We start from the raw sequence: 15771 nt of genomic DNA on the forward strand, positions 1-15771 counted from the left end.
GCGCCCGTAGCTCAGCTGGATAGAGTACCTGGCTACGAACCAGGTGGTCAGAGGTTCGAATCCTCTCGGGCGCACCATATTTCAAGTAGTACCAAAAGTTTATGAGCGCCCGTAGCTCAGCTGGATAGAGTACCTGGCTACGAACCAGGTGGTCAGAGGTTCGAATCCTCTCGGGCGCACCATACAGACAGCCTCGACTTCGGTCGGGGCTGTTTTTTTATGGGCGATATTTAGCTTTTGGTGCGGATCCCCGTGCGCTGTTGCGGGTGGATCGCCCGTTTACCTGGCTGTTCTTGTCCTTATTTCTTCCCCTTTCTGTGATTGCGCACAGTTCTTCTGATCGTTGCACCGCATCACCACCCTTTGCCTCATCTATAGGTGCCTTGTATGCCTGCTGTTGCAACGGCTGATTCCGCGCAGCTTATCACTCAAGGTTTGGCTATCAACATCCTGCAAGGCGTTTTGCGGGCAATAAAAAAGGATGCCGCAGCATCCTTTTTTGTGAAGAGATCCACTCAGCTTTTCAGCCATTTGCGAATGCGGTTGGCATCGCCGATGGGGGTGCGTTTGCCCACCGAGTTGAGCAGCACGATGGCGAGCTCGCGGCTGTCCGGTTTGGCGCGCATCACCAGACAGCGACCCGCTTCGTCAGTGAAGCCGGTCTTGGAGAGGCGCACGTCCCAATCCGGGTTTTTCACCAGCGGGTTGGTGTTGTTGAACATCAGGCTGTAGGCGGGGGCGCTGAAGCGCATCTCCCGGTTCTCATCCTGAGTGAACTGACGGATCAGCGGCTGGCGATAGGCGGCGGCGGCCAGCTTGCCCAGATCCTGGGCGGTAGAGACGTTGCGGGTGGAGAGGCCGGTGGAGTCGTAGAAGTGGGTATTACGCATACCCAGCTGTCTGGCCTTGTTGTTCATGGCTCGCACGAAGGCGCTGCGGCCGCCCGGATAGTGACGCGCCAGTGCCGAGGCCATCCGGTTTTCGGAGGACATCAGCGCCAGATGCAGGGCGTCGCGGCGGGTCACCTTGGTGCCCATGCGGATGCGGGAATGGGTGTGTTTGACCCGATCCAGATCGTTCTTGTCGACCGTGATGGTCTGGTTGAGATTCTGTTTGGCATCCAGCACCACCAGCGCTGTCATCAGCTTGGTGAGGGAGGCGATGGGACGCACCTTGGTGGCATTCTTCTGGTAGAGCGTCTTGCCCGTTTTTACATCCACGACCAGGGCGCTGCTCGAGCGTACTTCCAGTTTGGCAGGGTTGGGTGCCGCGCTGACCGCAGGCAATCCCAGCATTCCCATCAACCCGACAACCAGCGCTGCTGCGCGAATCCGACACCACATACAACCGACTCCATTCCCATCCAAAAAAAGGCGCTAGATTCACTCATTTTTACCCCGGCTTTACAAGGGCCGAGCGGGACTATTTCTGCTATTTGCGCAAAATTGGCGATCAAAAAAGCCCTCTGGCGAGGGCTTTCGGGTCGGGCGTTGGGCGGGGGGTCAATCCCGCGGCTGCGCAGCCCTGCGTTTGCTGATCCAGCGCCAGACCAGTGCCACCATGCCACCCACCAGCAGGGCCACCGGCAGATAGATGATGATATTGAAGAACTGGGTCTGGTATTCGGCGGCCAGCTTGGTGTGGCTCAGGTAGTAGCCAAACCCGACCAGCGGGCAGATCCACATGATGGAGCTGATCAGATTGACGATGAGGAAGCGCCCCTGGGGCAGCTCGGTAGCTCCCACGATATAGGGGTAGGCGGTGCGCACGAAGGCGATATAGCGCGCGGTGATCAGGGTGATGATCCCGTACTTGTCCAGCAGGTGGTAGACCTTCTGCTGGTGTCGCTCTTCCACGTGGGACATCAGCCGATGGTAGAGCTGGGTGTGGCCGAGAAAGCGCCCCTGCATGTAACCGAGCCAGGTGCCGACAAAGGTAGCCATGATCAACAGCGGGATCACCCCGAGAGACAACACATCCTGATAGATGAGCACGCCGGTGAGGATCAGCAGGCTGTCACCGGGCAGAAAGGCGGTAGGGATGAATCCGTTTTCCAGTACCAGAAACGTCAGAATCACACCACAGATCATGAAGGCCATCTTGGGATCGGAAAGTGTGTTCAGATCGTGATTCATAAAGGCGTGAGCCAGTTGGTAAAACTGCTCCATACTTGCAAACTCCGCAGGTTAGCTGGGTTGATCGGTCAAGGGCATGGCGAGCACCTTGTCGATGCGCAGGCCATCCATGTCAACAATTTCCAGTTGCCACTGTTCCAGTGTCACCAGGTCTCCGGTTTGTGGAACACGACCAAGGAGCAGCATGATAAGCCCTCCGAGGGTGTGATAGTGATGTTTTTCTTCTTCTGGCAGACGAACCAGCTCCAGACAGTCCTTTAATTCCGGCAACGGGATCAGGCCGTCGAGCAGCCAGCTGCCATCGGCGCGCCGGAAGGCCCAGTTGTCCTCGCCATCCTCCTGCTGGAAATCCCCCGCCAGCGCCTCCAGCAGATCCTGCTGGGTGACCAGTCCCTGCAACTCGCCATATTCGTCCACCACCAGCGCCATCTGTTCGCTGTGGGTGCGGAAGTGGTTGAGCAGCTCGACGCCGTTGAGGGTCTCGGGCAGCAGGCTGCCCTCCTGGGTCAGGGCAGCCAGATCGATGGGCTCCCCCTTGATATAGGCGTGCAGCACCTTGCTGACATTGATGATACCCACCAATTCTGACAGGTTGCCGTCGCAGACCGGAAAATAGCTGTGGCGATACTCCACCAGCCGCTGCAGGTTGGTCTCCAGCGGCAGCGCCAGATCCAGATAGCGGATATCGCTGCGCGGCACCATCAGGGAGGAGAGGCTGCGCTCGTCGAGACGGAAGACGTTGCGCAGCATGGTGTGCTCATGATCCTCGATCACCCCGGCTTCCGATCCTTCCACCAGCATGGCGTGGATCTCCTCCTCGGTAACGTTGGCGCTGCCGTTCTGGTTGACCCGCAGCAGCCGCAGGCTGGCATTGGTGGAGGCCGACAGCAGCCAGACGAAGGGGCGGGTCAGGGTGGCGAGCCAGTGCATGGGGCGGGCCACCAGACAGGCGATGCGCTCGGCATTGAGCTGGCCGAGCCGCTTGGGCACCAGCTCCCCCACCACGATGGAGAGGTAAGTAACCACCACCACCACTATGATGGTGGCGATCAGGCCACTGCTCTTGGCCGGGAGCCCCCACTCCTGCAACCAGAGGGAGAAGGGCTGGGCCAGCAGGGTTTCGCCGTAGATACCGTTGAGCAGACCTATGCTGGTAATGCCGATCTGGACGGCAGAGAGAAAATGGGTCGGGTCTTCGCCCAGTTTGAGGGCAATGGCGGCGGAGCGGTTGCCTTCAGAGGCAAGCTTGCCGAGGCGAGCCTTGCGTGCGGTGACGATGGCGATTTCTGACATGGCGAAGACGCCATTAAGCAAAATCAATCCCAGCAGGATCAATATTTCCATACAGCAACAGCACTCCTTGAGTGGATAAGATCGCTGGCAGTGTAATGAATTTGGCGGCGATGCGCTTGTGAAAGCGGGTGATCCGGCTCGCTAATTTGATGACAGCGCTTTGTGATGGCTGAAAAAGATGGCCGGAAAAGGGAAGGTCGACCCCGTCAAACGGCGTAATGGGCGAGGCAGCATTGCAGGAGTGAAAAGGGCGGGAAGTCCCGCCCTTGCTTATCACTTGTCAGACAACCTTTATCAGAACTGCTGGAACCAGCGCTGGATCTGGGCCGGATCCTTGCTCTGGGTCAGGGAGAGCATCAGCAGCACCCGCGCTTTCTGCGGGTTGAGAGTGCCGGAGGCCACGAAGCCGTACTTGGCATCATCGATCTCGGCATCCAGGGTGGTGGCGCCGGTCGGCACGCGGGCGGAGCGCACGACGCGGATGCCATCCTTGCTCGCCTTGGCCAGGGTATCGAACAGGGTGTGGTAGAGGTTGCCGTTACCCACCCCGGCACTGACGATACCGTCGAACTTGGCATCCACCATCGCCTTGGCCGGCAAGTCGGTGGCGTTGGCGTAGCTGTAGACGATGCCCACTTGCGGCAGCTTGTCGAGCTTGCTCACGTCAAACGGCGTCTTGCTGGTGTGCAGGCGGGCCGGGCTGCGCTGATAGTCGATCTTGCCGTTGTGGATGTAACCGAGCGGGCCAAAGTTGGGGGAGGCGAAGGTCTGCACCCCGGTGGTGTTGGTCTTGGTGACATCGCGGGCATCCAGCACGGTGTCGTTCATCGCTACCATCACGCCACGGCCCTTGGAGGCGGGGTCAGAGGCGGTCACCACGGCGTTGTAGAGGTTAAGCGGGCCATCAGCACTCATGGCGGTGGAGGGGCGCATGGCGCCGACCAGCACCACCGGCTTGTCGCTCTTGACGGTCAGATTGAGGAAGTAGGCTGTCTCTTCCATGGTGTCGGTGCCGTGGGTAATGACGATGCCATCCACGTCATCCTTGGCCAGCAGCTCGTTGACCCGCTTGGCCAGCTTGAGCCACACCTCGTCGTTCATGTCCTGGGAGCCGATCTTCACCACCTGCTCACCCTGCACATCGGCCACGTTCTTCATCTCGGGCACGGCGGCGATCAGGGTTTCTATGGCCACCTTGCCAGCCTCGTAGTTGGACTGGGTAGCCGACTGGCCAGCTCCGGCAATGGTGCCGCCGGTTGCCAGAATATGGACGTTGGGCAGGGCCATTGCCATGGGGGAGAGGGTCAGGCCAACGACGGCGGCGAGCAGGGTCTTGCGGATCGGTAGGGTCATGCTGCAAATCCTTATGGTTGGAATAATCGCAGCAAGTTTGCCCGTTTAATAACCCGGGTCTGTGATAAAACTCACCAAAAGACAGGTGAGTACAGATTTTTAACCTGTTTTATACCTCTATGGAGATAATTTAACTCGCAGAGAAACCCTTGGCTTCGATCAGGGCGATCAGTTCTGCCTTGCTCAGCTCGCTCTCGATAACGGCCTTGCTGCTGGCGAAATCGACGGTTGCGGTGGTGACCGCAGGCTGGGCCAGCAGCGCTTTTTGCAGACTGGCGGCGCAGCCACCACAGGACATGCCGGACACGGTGAGTTCGATGGTCATGGGATATTTCCTCTGTTGATGAGCGCCAGCCTAAAGCTGCCGCCTCCGGCAAGGTCAAGCCGTCAGTACATAAGACCCAGATAGTTCATCAGGATGGCTCCCTGCCGGTGTATGGGAGCCAAGGTTCGTGGTGGCGATGAGGTTGGCAGTTTCCTCGGGCAGGGTCAGTACATAAGACCGAGGTAATTCATCAGAGTTGCCCCGAGGCTGGTAGTGACCAGCGAACCTAGGGTGGTGGTGGCGATGATGTTTGCGGCCAGCACGCTGTCGCCCCCCATGGCGCGGGTCATCACATAGCTGGCGGCGGCAGTCGGGGTGGCGCTGATGAGAAACAGAATACCCAGCTCCAGATGGCTGAAGCCGAGCAGGGCCGCCCCAAGAGTGAACGCAGCCGGAATGAGACAGAGCCGCATGATGCTGGCCCAGCCCGCAATGGCTGCACCACCACGCAGAGCATCCAGGCTGAGGGAGGCGCCGGTGCAGAGCAGCGCCAGCGGCAACGTCATGTTGGCGAAGTAGCTGCCGGTGGTGAGCAGCAGTTGCGGCATCTTGATACCGAGCAGGGTAAAGGGCAGCGCCGCCACAATGGCGATGATCAGGGGATTCTTGATGATGCCGAGCAGAATGGGGCGCATGCCGGTGGCGCCGCCGAGACTGCGGGTGAGGGTGATCACTGCGAGAATGTTGTAGAGCACGGTCACCGCACCGACATAGAAGGCCGCCGCCCCCAACCCTTCGTGGCCATAGGCGTTCTGCACATAGGCGAGCCCGATAATGGCGCTGTTGCCGCGAAAGCTCCCCTGCACGAAGATACCGCGCAGTCGCTGCTCCCCGATAAAACGTCCGGCCAGCAGCTCCAGCACCAGATAGCTGATAACGGTGGCGAGCAGGCCGTAGCCGATAAACCAGAGGCTCGGCATGGTGGCGAAGTTGGTACCCAGAATACTGAGAAAGAGCAGAGCGGGCAGGGTGACCTGAAACACCAGTCGCGAGGCGGATTCGGTAAAGGGATCCGGCAGCAGCCCCAACCGCTTGAGCAAGATGCCGAGCAGCAGCACCACGCAGATGGGGCCTGTGATGGAGAGGGAGAAGAGCAGACTGGCCAGCAGATCCATGATGGGCATCCTGTGCTGTGCCCACACACCCTGACGGCGGGGCAAAAAGGGCATTCTAACGCCATGGGCTTGTATTCACAGGGGTTAATCACAACAATGTGGGCAATTCCACCGCCTAGCCTCCTGTGAGCCAATTCATGGACAAGAAACTGACCATCCTCGATATCGCCAGACTGAGTGGCGTCGGCAAGTCGACCGTCTCCCGAGTGCTCAACCAGGATCCCAAGGTGAAGCAGGAGACCCGCGAGCGGGTGGAGCAGATCATCGCCGAACATGGCTTCGTGCCGAGCAAATCGGCGCGTGCCATGCGCAGCCAGAGCCAGCAGGTGGTGGGGATCATCGTCTCGCGGCTCGACTCCAGCTCGGAGAATCAGGCGGTGCGCGGCATGCTGGAGACCCTCTACCAGCGCGGCTACGATGCCGTGCTGATGGAGAGCAAGTTCTCCCCCGCCAAGGTACAGGAGCATCTGGCGGTGTTGGAGCGGCGCGGGGTAGATGGCATTATCCTGTTCGCCTTCAATGACTTGGACTATGCCGCCATGACGCCGCTGAAAGAGAAGCTGGTGCTGGTCGCCCGTGAATACCCCGGTTTCTCCTCGGTCTGCTTCGACGACGCCGGTGCGGTGCGCACCATGCTGGCGCAGCTGGCCAGCCGTGGCGCCCGCGACATCGCCTATCTGGGGGTTGATGCCTCGGATCTCACCACCGGCCAGCGTCGCCTCGACGCCTATCTCGCTTACTGCGCAGAGCAGGGGTTGAGCCCGCGCAGCGCCCTCGGCGATCTCAGCCTGCAGAGTGGCTACCGGCTGGCTGCCGAGCTGCTTACTCCCGCCACCCAGGCGCTAGTTTGCGCCAGCGATACCCTCGCCATCGGTGCGGCAAAATACCTGCAAGAACAAGGACGTAGCGAGGTGCTGGTGACCGGCCTTGGCAACAACCCCATGCTCAGCTTCCTCTTCCCCAACGCCCTCAGTCTCGATTTGGGTTACAAAGGGGCGGGGGAGCAGGCGGCGCGTCAGCTGCTCGGGCAGATTGAGCAGGATCAGCCTCCGCTGGTGACAATCGCCCCCTGTCGAACCCTGTGACCCCCATCACTTCAGACTGAACAAAAAGTGCGCTTTTTGTGATGCTGGCCACGAATTGGGAACGTTCCCATTTCGATCTGGCCAGATTGTCGGCATGCTAAATGGGAACGATACCAAAAACGCTCCGGCCGACAGACTGGCTCAAAAGGGCGATACAGACCACTATTCAATGGCGTCACAGAGGGAAGACCCGTGTCCAAGATCAACGCACAGCAGCTTGCCACCCTGATCGACAAGATCGGCGGCAAGGAGAACATCTCCACCGTCAGCCACTGCCTGACCCGGTTGCGCTTCGTCCTGAACGATCCGGCCAAGGCCGACAGCAAGGCCATCGAAACCATCCCGGCGGTGAAGGGAAGCTTCACCCAGGGCGGTCAGTTCCAGGTGGTGATCGGCAACGAGGTAGAGCAGTGGTACAAGGCGCTGACAGAAGAGCTCGGCGTCAGCGGTGGCAGCAAGGAGACCGCCAAGCAGGCGGCGCGCCAGAACATGAACCCGCTGGAGCGGGGCATCTCCCATCTGGCGGAGATCTTCGTGCCGCTGCTGCCCGCCATCATCACCGGCGGCCTGATCCTGGGCTTTCGCAACGTCATCGGCGACATCAAGATGTTCGACGATGGTACTCACACCCTCACCGAGATCAGCCAGTTCTGGGCTCAGGTACACGCCTTCCTCTGGCTGCTGGGCGAGGCGATCTTCCACTTCCTGCCGGTCGGTGTCTGCTGGTCTGCAGTGAAGAAGATGGGCGGCTCCGAGATCCTGGGTATCGTGCTGGGGGTGACGCTGGTGTCACCGCAGTTGATGAACGCCTACGGCATCGGTCAGCAGACTCCCGAGGTGTGGGACTTCGGCCTGTTCGTGATCCAGAAGGTGGGTTATCAGGCCCAGGTCATTCCGGCGCTGCTGGCGGGTGTCTTCCTCGCCTGGGTGGAAACCAACCTCAAGCGGATCATTCCGGCTTACCTCTATCTGGTGATTGTGCCGTTTGTCTCGCTGTTGCTGGCAGTGATCGTGGCCCACGCCTTTATCGGCCCGTTCGGTCGCTGGATTGGTGATGGCGTCGGTTTCGCGGCCAAGGCTGCCATGACCGGCGCCTTCGCTCCCATCGGTGCTGCCCTGTTCGGTTTCCTCTACGCGCCGCTGGTCATTACCGGTATCCACCACACCACCAACGCGGTGGATCTGCAGCTGATGCAGAGCATGGGTGGCACCCCGATTTGGCCGCTGATCGCGCTCTCCAACATCGCTCAGGCTTCTGCGGTCGTCGGCATCATTCTGATTAGCCGCAAGGAGAACGAGCGGGAGATCTCGGTGCCTGCTGCCATCTCCGCCTACCTCGGGGTGACCGAACCGGCCATGTACGGTATCAACCTCAAGTACAAGTTCCCCATGCTGTGCGCCATGGTGGGCTCCAGCCTTGCCGCCCTCATCTGCGGTTTCGCCGGGGTGATGGCCAACGGCATCGGGGTAGGCGGCCTGCCCGGCATCCTCTCCATCCAGCCGCAATACTGGGCGGTATTTGCCATCGCCATGCTGGTCGCCATCGTGGTGCCGGTGGTGCTGACCTTGCTGGTCTACAAGCGCCAGCAAGCCGCTGGCAAGTTGGCCCAAGCCAGCGCCTGACACTGATTATCAGGGCGACCCGCGGGTCGCCCTCTCCATTTTCTATTCGAGACAAGAGAAAGAGCCATGAGCCAAACACCCTGGTGGCAGAGCGCCGTGATTTACCAGATCTATCCCAAGAGCTTTCAGGATTCCGGCGCCCGTGGCACCGGTGATCTCAAGGGGATCATGGCCCGCCTCGATTACCTCAAGACGCTGGGGGTCGATGCCCTCTGGCTGACCCCGGTCTACGTCTCGCCGCAGGTGGACAACGGCTACGACATCGCCGACTACTACGCCATCGACCCCGCCTACGGCACCATGGCAGATTTCGAGGCGCTGCTGGCCGCCGCCCACGCGCGCGACATCCGCATCGTGATGGATATCGTGGTCAACCACACTTCCACCGAGCACGCTTGGTTCAAGTCGGCGCTGGGGGATAAAAACAGCCCCTACCGTGACTACTACATCTGGAAAGATCCGGTGGATGGCGGTGTGCCGAACAACTGGCAATCCAAGTTTGGTGGCAGCGCCTGGGAGCTGGATCCCGCCACCGGTCAGTACTACCTGCACCTGTTTGCCCGCGAGCAGGCGGATCTCAACTGGGAAAATCCGGCGGTGCGCGCCGAGGTGAAAAACATCATCCACTTCTGGGCCAAGAAGGGGGTGGATGGTTTCCGCCTCGACGTCATCAACCTTATCTCCAAGGATCAGGCGTTCCCGAACGACGAGATTGGCGATGGCCGTCGCTTCTATACCGACGGGCCGCGCATCCACGAATTTTTGCAGGACGTGAGCCGCGACGTGTTTGCCCCGGTGAGAGCCATGACGGTGGGGGAGATGTCCTCCACCAGTCTGGAGCACTGTCAGCGCTATGGCGCCCTCGACGGTTCAGAGCTCTCCATGGTGTTCAACTTCCACCACCTCAAGGTGGATTACCCCAACGGCGACAAGTGGACCAAGGCGCCGTTCGACTTCCTCGAACTCAAGCGCATCTTCAACCACTGGCAGAGCGGCATGCATGGCAAGGGGTGGTCGGCGCTGTTCTGGTGCAACCACGATCAGCCGCGCATCGTCTCCCGCTTCGGCGATGAGGGCGAGCATAGGGTAGTGGCCGCCAAGATGCTGGCCAGCACGCTGCACGGTTTGCAGGGCACCCCCTACATCTATCAGGGGGAGGAGATCGGCATGACCAACCCCGGCTATCAGCGCATCGATGACTATCAGGATGTGGAGAGCCGTAACATCTTCGCCATCAAGCAGGCGGAAGGGATGAGCGAGGCCGAGATCCTCTCCATTCTCGGTGCCAAGTCCCGCGACAACTCGCGCACCCCGATGCAGTGGAGCGTTGCGGCCAATGCCGGTTTCACCCAAGGGACGCCCTGGCTCAAGCCAGCCGCCAACTATTCCGAGATCAATGCCGAGGCGGCGCTGGCCGACCAGCACTCGGTGTTCTGGCACTATCGGGATCTCATCGCCCTTCGCAAGGCGCACCCCATCTTCACTCAGGGGGATTATCAGGAGCTGCTGACCGGGCACCCGCAGATCTGGGCCTATGCCCGCCGTGCCAACGGTCAGACCCTGCTGGTGGTGAGCAACTTCTACGGCGAGCCGGTGGAGTTTGCCTTGCCTGCTGAGCTGCAAAGCGGGCAAGGTCGGCTGCTGCTCGGCAACTACCCCGATAGCCCGGCCCAACCGCAATCGGGTATGCTGCGCCCTTATGAATCCCTGATCTGGCTGATGGAGTAGGCGATGACGAAAGTGGTGCGCGGTGCCGAGTGGCAGAAGATGGTGGCGGGGGAGCCCTATGACGCGGGCGATCCCGAGCTCAAAGCGGCACGTGAGCGCTGCCGAAGGCTTTATCACACCTTCAACACCTGCTGGCAGGAGAAACCGGCGCGGGATGCTTTGCTGCACGAGCTGCTCGGAGGTCGCGGCCATGAGTGCGCCATCAATCCGCCGTTCTTCTGCGACTATGGCGCCAATATCTTCGTCGGCGAGAACTTCTACGCCAACGTCAATTGCACCATCCTCGACGTCAGTGAGGTGCATATCGGCGACAACGTGCTGCTGGCGCCCGGGGTGCAGATCTACACCGCCGCTCATCCGGTGGCGGTGGCGCCACGTATCAAGGGTGTCGAGTTCGGCAAGCCGGTGCGGATCGGTCACAACGTCTGGATCGGCGGCAGCGTCGTCATCTGCCCCGGCGTTACGATCGGTGACAACAGCGTCATCGGCGCAGGCTCGGTGGTGACCAAAGATGTGCCCGCCAACGTGGTGGCGGCTGGCAACCCTTGCAAGGTGCTTCGGCCGATGACGGCACAGGAGCTTGAAGGCGTCATCCAGCGGTGAACAGGGGCCATAAATGTTAGTGCTATCTGATTGATAGAAAAGCAACTGTCAGATTGTTTTGCATTGAGTGCTTATGTTCGGGGCCGCTTGGTCGATACTGTTGAGTGCAGGAGGAACCCTATGGATATATCAAGTTCTGCAAATGCGTCGTTTGGTTCTGCTCTGATGACGGCCAGTCTGGCCAAGAAACAGCAGACCCAAGAGGGCGAAGCTGCGCTGAAGCTGCTGCAAAACGCAGCGCAATCAGCGCCGGTTGCACCGACATCGGCCAGCGCTTCTCTGGGAAGCAAGATCGATATTCGCGTCTGACCCTAATGAAAAAGCCCCCATCTTGCGATGGGGGCTTTTTTATCTCTGCGATTTGCGGGATCAGACCGGGAAAGGAGCCGGCGCCTCGAAGGTCATCCGTTCCCCGCTGCGGGGGTGGCTGATGGTCAGCATGGCCGCATGCAGGTAGAGATGGGGCGCCGCCGCCAGCGCATCCGGATGGGCGTAGAGGTTGTCACCCAGGATCGGATGCCCCAGCTCCAGCATATGGACGCGCAACTGGTGCGAGCGACCTGTGATGGGGGTCAGCTTGATCAGGCTGTTGCCGTTCTCCACTTTCAGTTTTTCCCACAGGGTCAGAGCGTGACGCCCCTCCTCGTGATCCACCTTCTGTTTCGGGCGGTTGGGCCAGTCGACGCAGAGCGGCAGGTCAACCTGACCCGATGCTGCCTCCAGCTCACCCCACACCCAGGCGAGGTAGTGCTTCTCGGTCTCTCGCTCGCGAAATTGCCGACTCAGCTCCCGATGAGAGTTGGGATTGAGAGGAATGACGATGACGCCAGTGGTGGACATGTCGAGGCGATGAGCTGCCGCCGCCTTGGGGTGTTGCTGTTTCACCCGATGCAGGACGCTGTCTTCATTCTCGGGGCCGCGCCCGGGGACGCTTAGCAGGCCAGTGGGCTTGTTGACCACCATGATGTCCTTGTCCTTGAACAGGATATCGAGCCAGGGTTCCAGAGGCGGTGAGTATTCAAACATAAATGTCTCGCATCAGAAGGTGGGGGCAAGCCCCATCAGTTATGGGTAACCACGACAAAGTGGCCTTGGGTATCCAGTTTGAGCTGGGCCTGGCCGCTGTCGGTCGGTACCTTGTCAGTTATGGGTGACCACGATAAAGCGGATGGCATCCAGCTTGAGTTGGGTCTGATCGATCAGGTGGTGCAATTCTGCCTGCAGATTGCGCAGATAATCCAGTTCGCTGTCGCGCACGTTCGGGTTGACTGCCTTGAGCGCTTCCAGACGATCCAGATCCTGCTGCAGGGTCTGCGCCATCTGGGCGCGGGCCTTGTCGACAATCCCGGCTTTCAGCTCTTCGGCAATGGCTTGCCCCTTGCCAATCAGACCGTGGATCACCGGTTGGGACGCGGTGACCAGCTTGCTGCCGAGGTGGCGGTTGACCGGAGTCAGCTGACGGTTGAAGGCATCGAACGCCACTTTCTCACCCAGATTCTGGCCGTTCTTGTCCATCAGCAGACGGATCGGCGTCGGCGGCATGAAGCGGTAGAGCTGGGGATGGGCCGCAGACTCGGCAACGAAGATCAGCTCAAGCAGGATGGAGCCGATGGGCAGAGCCTTGTTCTTGAGCAGTGCTACCGAGGTGGCACCGATCTCGGAGCCCAGGATCAGGTCGATACCGCCGCGCATCATGGGGTGATCCCAGGAGAGCAGCGCCATGTCATCCCGCGACAAGGCGGTATTGCGATCGAAGGTGATGGTCATGCCGTCTTGCGGCAAGCCCGGGAAGCTGGAAACCAGCATGTGATCACCGGGAGTCAGCACCAGCGCGTTCTCACCTCTGTCGTCCTGATTGACGCCGATCTCGTCGAACATCTTGAGGGCGAAGGAGATCATACCAGTGTCGTCATCTTCGGCGGCGAGCTTGTCGACCAGCTGCTGGGCGGCGGTGCCACCGCTGGAGTGGATTTCCAGCAGGCGATCGCGACCCTGTTCCAGTCGGGCCTTGAGCGGCTCATGCAGTTCGCGGGTCTTGACCAGCAGGGCGTCGAGGGCCGCCTGATCGCCGGTGTTGGCGGCCAGCAGCTCGAACAGCTCTTCACGTACCGCTTCGAATACCGGGCGGGCAGTCGGGCAGGTCTGCTCGAACGCGTCCAGACCATCGTGATACCAGAGCTGCAGGGCGCGCTGGGCAGTCCCTTCCAGATAGGGAACGTGGATCTCGACGGTATTCTGCTGACCGATACGATCCAGTCGGCCGATACGCTGTTCCAGCAGATCCGGGTTGAGAGGCAGATCGAACAGCACCAGATGGCTGGCAAACTGGAAGTTGCGACCCTCTGAGCCGATCTCGGAGCAGAGCAGCACCTGGGCGCCACCCTCTTGCTGGGCGAAATAGGCGGAGGCCTTGTCCCGCTCGAGGATCGACATCCCTTCGTGGAACACGGCACCACGGATCCCTTCACGGGTACGCAGCGCCTCTTCCAGCGCGATGGCGGTCGCCGCTTCGGAGCAGATCACCAGCACCTTCTGCTGACGGGCAGAGAGCAGCAGCTCCAGCAACCATTCGACGCGCGGGTCGAACTGGGTCCAGGTGGCGTTGTCACCTTCGAACTGCTGGAAGATCTTCTCGGGATAGAGGTAGCGCAGGGCTCGGGTCTGCAGATCGCCACCGTTGCCACCCATCATGCCCATCACCTTGATGGCGGTCTTGTACTGCTCCGGCAGCGGCATGGGGTAGACGTTGAGGTGACGCTCGGGGAAGCCCTGAATATTGGCGCGGCTGTTGCGGAACAGCACCCGGCCGGTGCCATGCTGGTCCAGCAGCTTGGCGACCGCCTGCTGGCGGGCGGCGGCATCGCTCAAGTCCAGCCCTTCCAGCTGGCTGGCGAGGGTCTGTCTGGCTTCATCGCTCAGGGTCTCGCCATCCAGCAGCTCTTGCGCTGCGCTGGCGACCTGACCATAGGCCTGCTCCTCGGCGAGGAAGGCCTCGTAGTCGTAGAAACGTTCGGGATCGAGCAGGCGCAGACGAGCAAAGTGGCTCTGGTGACCCAGCTGATCCGGGGTCGCAGTCAGCAGCAGCACGCCCGGCACCTGTTCGGCCAGCGCTTCCACCATCTCATAGGCACGGCTCGGCGCCTCTCCACTCCACTCCAGATGGTGCGCTTCGTCGACAACCAGCAGATCCCACTCGGCCTCCAGCACTTGCTCGAAGCGACGACGCTTCTTGCGCAGGAAGTCGAGGCTGCAGATCACCAGTTGCTCGGTCTCGAAGGGGTTCTCCGCATCGGCAAACGCCTCGATGCAGCGCTCCTCATCAAACAGGGAGAAATGCAGGTTGAAGCGGCGCAGCATTTCGACCAGCCATTGGTGCTGCAAGGTTTCGGGCAGCAGAATGAGTACGCGATGGGCGCGGCCGGAGAGCAGTTGCTGATGAATGATCATGCCCGCTTCGATGGTCTTGCCCAGACCCACCTCGTCAGCCAGCAGTACGCGCGGAGCGTAGCGGTGACCCACTTCATGGGCAATATAGAGCTGGTGCGGGATCAGGCTGACCCGGCCACCGGCCAGACCACGAGTCGGGTTGCGACGACGTTGGTGCTGGTTGATCAGCGCTTCGTAGCGCAGGGTGAAGCGGGACATCCGATCGATCTGACCGGCGAACAGGCGATCCTGCGGCTTGTTGAACTTGATAAAGTTGTTGAGAAACACTTCTTTGAGGGCAACGGGCTCATCATTGTCGGTGCGCACACCTACATATATAAGCAGGCCGTTTTTCTCCTGCACTTCTTCGACCGTCATGGTCCAGTCTTCGTGACTGGTGATCTGATCGCCCACATTGAAGCTGACCCGGGTCACCGGCGCCTCTTCTTTGGCATACATACGGTTTTCACCGGTAGCCGGAAACAACAGGGTAACCATGCGTCCTTCAACAGCAACGACAGTCCCCAACCCCAGATCCGTCTCTGTATCACTAATCCAACGCTGGCCAAGTGCAAAAGGCATTAAACTCTCCAAAGCCCAAGAGTGTGTGAATCGCAAAGGGGCGCTATGTTACCCGAAGGCGTGACCTCGATCACCATGCATATAGATGTAGAGAGACCAAATCGCCACAACCTTGATCTGCTACCACCGCTACGCCATCTAGAGGATAGCGAGCTCGCCAAACGGGTGTGTTATTGCAGGATAAATGCGCTTTTTGGGTGATTAGTGAACGGTTGAACCAAAAATGCGAATTTAATTCGAAAACACCCTTGCAAGCGTGATCCAGATCCCTATAATGCGCCTCCATCGACAGGGCAAGCGGCAACGCAGAAAGCCAAGTCGGTAACCTCGAAAAGCCTTTGAAAATAAGGCTTGACTCGAGAAGGCGGTTGAGTAGAATTCCACTCCCGCAGCAACACACTGTTGCGTCGCTCTTTAACAATTTGAATCAAGCAATCTGTGTGGGCACTCACAGCATCGAACATCAAAAACAATTTTTGATTTTCAATGTCTGGTGAAGTGAC

Annotated in this window: 14 protein-coding genes and 2 tRNA genes; 7 read left to right on the plus strand and 9 right to left on the minus strand. The window is 59.9% G+C overall.

Annotation, left to right across the window (positions count from 1 at the left end; genetic code table 11):
• Nucleotides 1–77 (plus strand) — tRNA-Arg (locus AB5Z05_RS13850).
• A 28-nt stretch (nucleotides 78–105) separates the two neighbouring features.
• A tRNA-Arg gene (locus tag AB5Z05_RS13855) sits at nucleotides 106–182 on the plus strand.
• A 333-nt stretch (nucleotides 183–515) separates the two neighbouring features.
• On the opposite strand, the gene pbpG is transcribed toward AB5Z05_RS13855, so the two are convergent.
• The 6 genes from pbpG to AB5Z05_RS13885 all read right to left on the minus strand — a co-directional run bounded on the left by pbpG (nucleotide 516) and on the right by AB5Z05_RS13885 (nucleotide 6221).
• Entirely contained in the window at nucleotides 516–1343 is an 828-nt protein-coding gene (gene pbpG / locus AB5Z05_RS13860) for a D-alanyl-D-alanine endopeptidase (RefSeq protein ID WP_005348750.1), read from the minus strand.
• A gap of 159 nt (nucleotides 1344–1502) precedes the next feature.
• The gene (locus AB5Z05_RS13865; RefSeq protein ID WP_005343012.1) at nucleotides 1503–2168 is read right to left on the minus strand and encodes a DedA family protein; all 666 of its coding nucleotides are present in this window, start codon (nucleotides 2166–2168) and stop codon (nucleotides 1503–1505) included.
• Between the two features lie 18 nt (nucleotides 2169–2186).
• The gene (locus tag AB5Z05_RS13870) at nucleotides 2187–3479 is read right to left on the minus strand and encodes a hemolysin family protein (RefSeq protein WP_368151936.1); all 1293 of its coding nucleotides are present in this window, start codon (nucleotides 3477–3479) and stop codon (nucleotides 2187–2189) included.
• 243 nt (nucleotides 3480–3722) lie between these two features.
• Nucleotides 3723–4781, minus strand: a complete 1059-nt coding sequence (gene ansB, locus AB5Z05_RS13875; RefSeq protein ID WP_005348754.1) for an L-asparaginase 2 — start codon at nucleotides 4779–4781, stop codon at nucleotides 3723–3725.
• A gap of 130 nt (nucleotides 4782–4911) precedes the next feature.
• Nucleotides 4912–5106, minus strand: a complete 195-nt coding sequence (locus AB5Z05_RS13880; RefSeq protein ID WP_005357810.1) for a heavy-metal-associated domain-containing protein — start codon at nucleotides 5104–5106, stop codon at nucleotides 4912–4914.
• 164 nt (nucleotides 5107–5270) lie between these two features.
• A complete protein-coding gene (locus AB5Z05_RS13885; RefSeq protein WP_219297126.1) occupies nucleotides 5271–6221 on the minus strand; it encodes an AEC family transporter in 951 nt (316 codons plus the stop codon).
• A gap of 137 nt (nucleotides 6222–6358) precedes the next feature.
• Here AB5Z05_RS13885 and treR point away from each other — a divergent pair, with 137 nt between their 5' ends.
• From treR to AB5Z05_RS13910, 5 genes are all read left to right on the plus strand, one after another.
• Nucleotides 6359–7306, plus strand: coding sequence for a trehalose operon repressor TreR (gene treR / locus AB5Z05_RS13890; RefSeq protein ID WP_368151939.1), 948 nt, complete (start codon nucleotides 6359–6361; stop codon nucleotides 7304–7306).
• A gap of 192 nt (nucleotides 7307–7498) precedes the next feature.
• Entirely contained in the window at nucleotides 7499–8929 is a 1431-nt protein-coding gene (gene treB / locus AB5Z05_RS13895) for a PTS trehalose transporter subunit IIBC (RefSeq protein WP_368151941.1), read from the plus strand.
• Nucleotides 8930–8995: 66 nt separating this feature from the next.
• Nucleotides 8996–10657 (plus strand): alpha,alpha-phosphotrehalase, encoded by a 1662-nt coding sequence (treC, locus tag AB5Z05_RS13900; protein ID WP_368151943.1) that lies wholly within the window; start codon nucleotides 8996–8998, stop codon nucleotides 10655–10657.
• A 3-nt stretch (nucleotides 10658–10660) separates the two neighbouring features.
• Complete coding sequence (locus AB5Z05_RS13905; protein WP_159142915.1) at nucleotides 10661–11260, plus strand: sugar O-acetyltransferase; 600 nt, start codon at nucleotides 10661–10663, stop codon at nucleotides 11258–11260.
• A gap of 120 nt (nucleotides 11261–11380) precedes the next feature.
• Nucleotides 11381–11569, plus strand: coding sequence for a hypothetical protein (locus AB5Z05_RS13910; RefSeq protein ID WP_005336040.1), 189 nt, complete (start codon nucleotides 11381–11383; stop codon nucleotides 11567–11569).
• Between the two features lie 60 nt (nucleotides 11570–11629).
• Here AB5Z05_RS13910 and rluA read toward each other — a convergent pair whose 3' ends face one another.
• From rluA to AB5Z05_RS13925, 3 genes are all read right to left on the minus strand, one after another.
• Nucleotides 11630–12286 (minus strand): bifunctional tRNA pseudouridine(32) synthase/23S rRNA pseudouridine(746) synthase RluA, encoded by a 657-nt coding sequence (rluA, locus tag AB5Z05_RS13915; protein WP_368151945.1) that lies wholly within the window; start codon nucleotides 12284–12286, stop codon nucleotides 11630–11632.
• 114 nt (nucleotides 12287–12400) lie between these two features.
• On the minus strand, nucleotides 12401–15268 hold the full coding sequence (rapA, locus tag AB5Z05_RS13920; RefSeq protein WP_368151947.1) for an RNA polymerase-associated protein RapA: 2868 nt from the start codon (nucleotides 15266–15268) through the stop codon (nucleotides 12401–12403).
• A 269-nt stretch (nucleotides 15269–15537) separates the two neighbouring features.
• Nucleotides 15538–15771 (minus strand): hypothetical protein (locus AB5Z05_RS13925; RefSeq protein WP_368151362.1); only part of this gene is annotated, 234 nt, incomplete at its 5' end.

Origin of the sequence: Aeromonas sp. R2-4 (assembly GCF_040908365.1) — a bacterium.
GTDB classification, from domain to species: Bacteria; Pseudomonadota; Gammaproteobacteria; order Enterobacterales; family Aeromonadaceae; genus Aeromonas; species Aeromonas veronii.

What these genes read in the sequence shown, in the direction of transcription:
- pbpG (WP_005348750.1), bottom strand. Translation starts at nt 1,343, where the DNA reads ATGTGGTGTCGGATTCGCGCAGCAGCGCTGGTTGTCGGGTTGATGGGA.
- AB5Z05_RS13865 (WP_005343012.1), bottom strand. Translation starts at nt 2,168, where the DNA reads ATGGAGCAGTTTTACCAACTGGCTCACGCCTTTATGAATCACGATCTG.
- AB5Z05_RS13870 (WP_368151936.1), bottom strand. Translation starts at nt 3,479, where the DNA reads ATGGAAATATTGATCCTGCTGGGATTGATTTTGCTTAATGGCGTCTTC.
- ansB (WP_005348754.1), bottom strand. Translation starts at nt 4,781, where the DNA reads ATGACCCTACCGATCCGCAAGACCCTGCTCGCCGCCGTCGTTGGCCTG.
- AB5Z05_RS13880 (WP_005357810.1), bottom strand. Translation starts at nt 5,106, where the DNA reads ATGACCATCGAACTCACCGTGTCCGGCATGTCCTGTGGTGGCTGCGCC.
- AB5Z05_RS13885 (WP_219297126.1), bottom strand. Translation starts at nt 6,221, where the DNA reads ATGGATCTGCTGGCCAGTCTGCTCTTCTCCCTCTCCATCACAGGCCCC.
- treR (WP_368151939.1), top strand. Translation starts at nt 6,359, where the DNA reads ATGGACAAGAAACTGACCATCCTCGATATCGCCAGACTGAGTGGCGTC.
- treC (WP_368151943.1), top strand. Translation starts at nt 8,996, where the DNA reads ATGAGCCAAACACCCTGGTGGCAGAGCGCCGTGATTTACCAGATCTAT.
- AB5Z05_RS13905 (WP_159142915.1), top strand. Translation starts at nt 10,661, where the DNA reads ATGACGAAAGTGGTGCGCGGTGCCGAGTGGCAGAAGATGGTGGCGGGG.
- AB5Z05_RS13910 (WP_005336040.1), top strand. Translation starts at nt 11,381, where the DNA reads ATGGATATATCAAGTTCTGCAAATGCGTCGTTTGGTTCTGCTCTGATG.
- rluA (WP_368151945.1), bottom strand. Translation starts at nt 12,286, where the DNA reads ATGTTTGAATACTCACCGCCTCTGGAACCCTGGCTCGATATCCTGTTC.
- rapA (WP_368151947.1), bottom strand. Translation starts at nt 15,268, where the DNA reads ATGCCTTTTGCACTTGGCCAGCGTTGGATTAGTGATACAGAGACGGAT.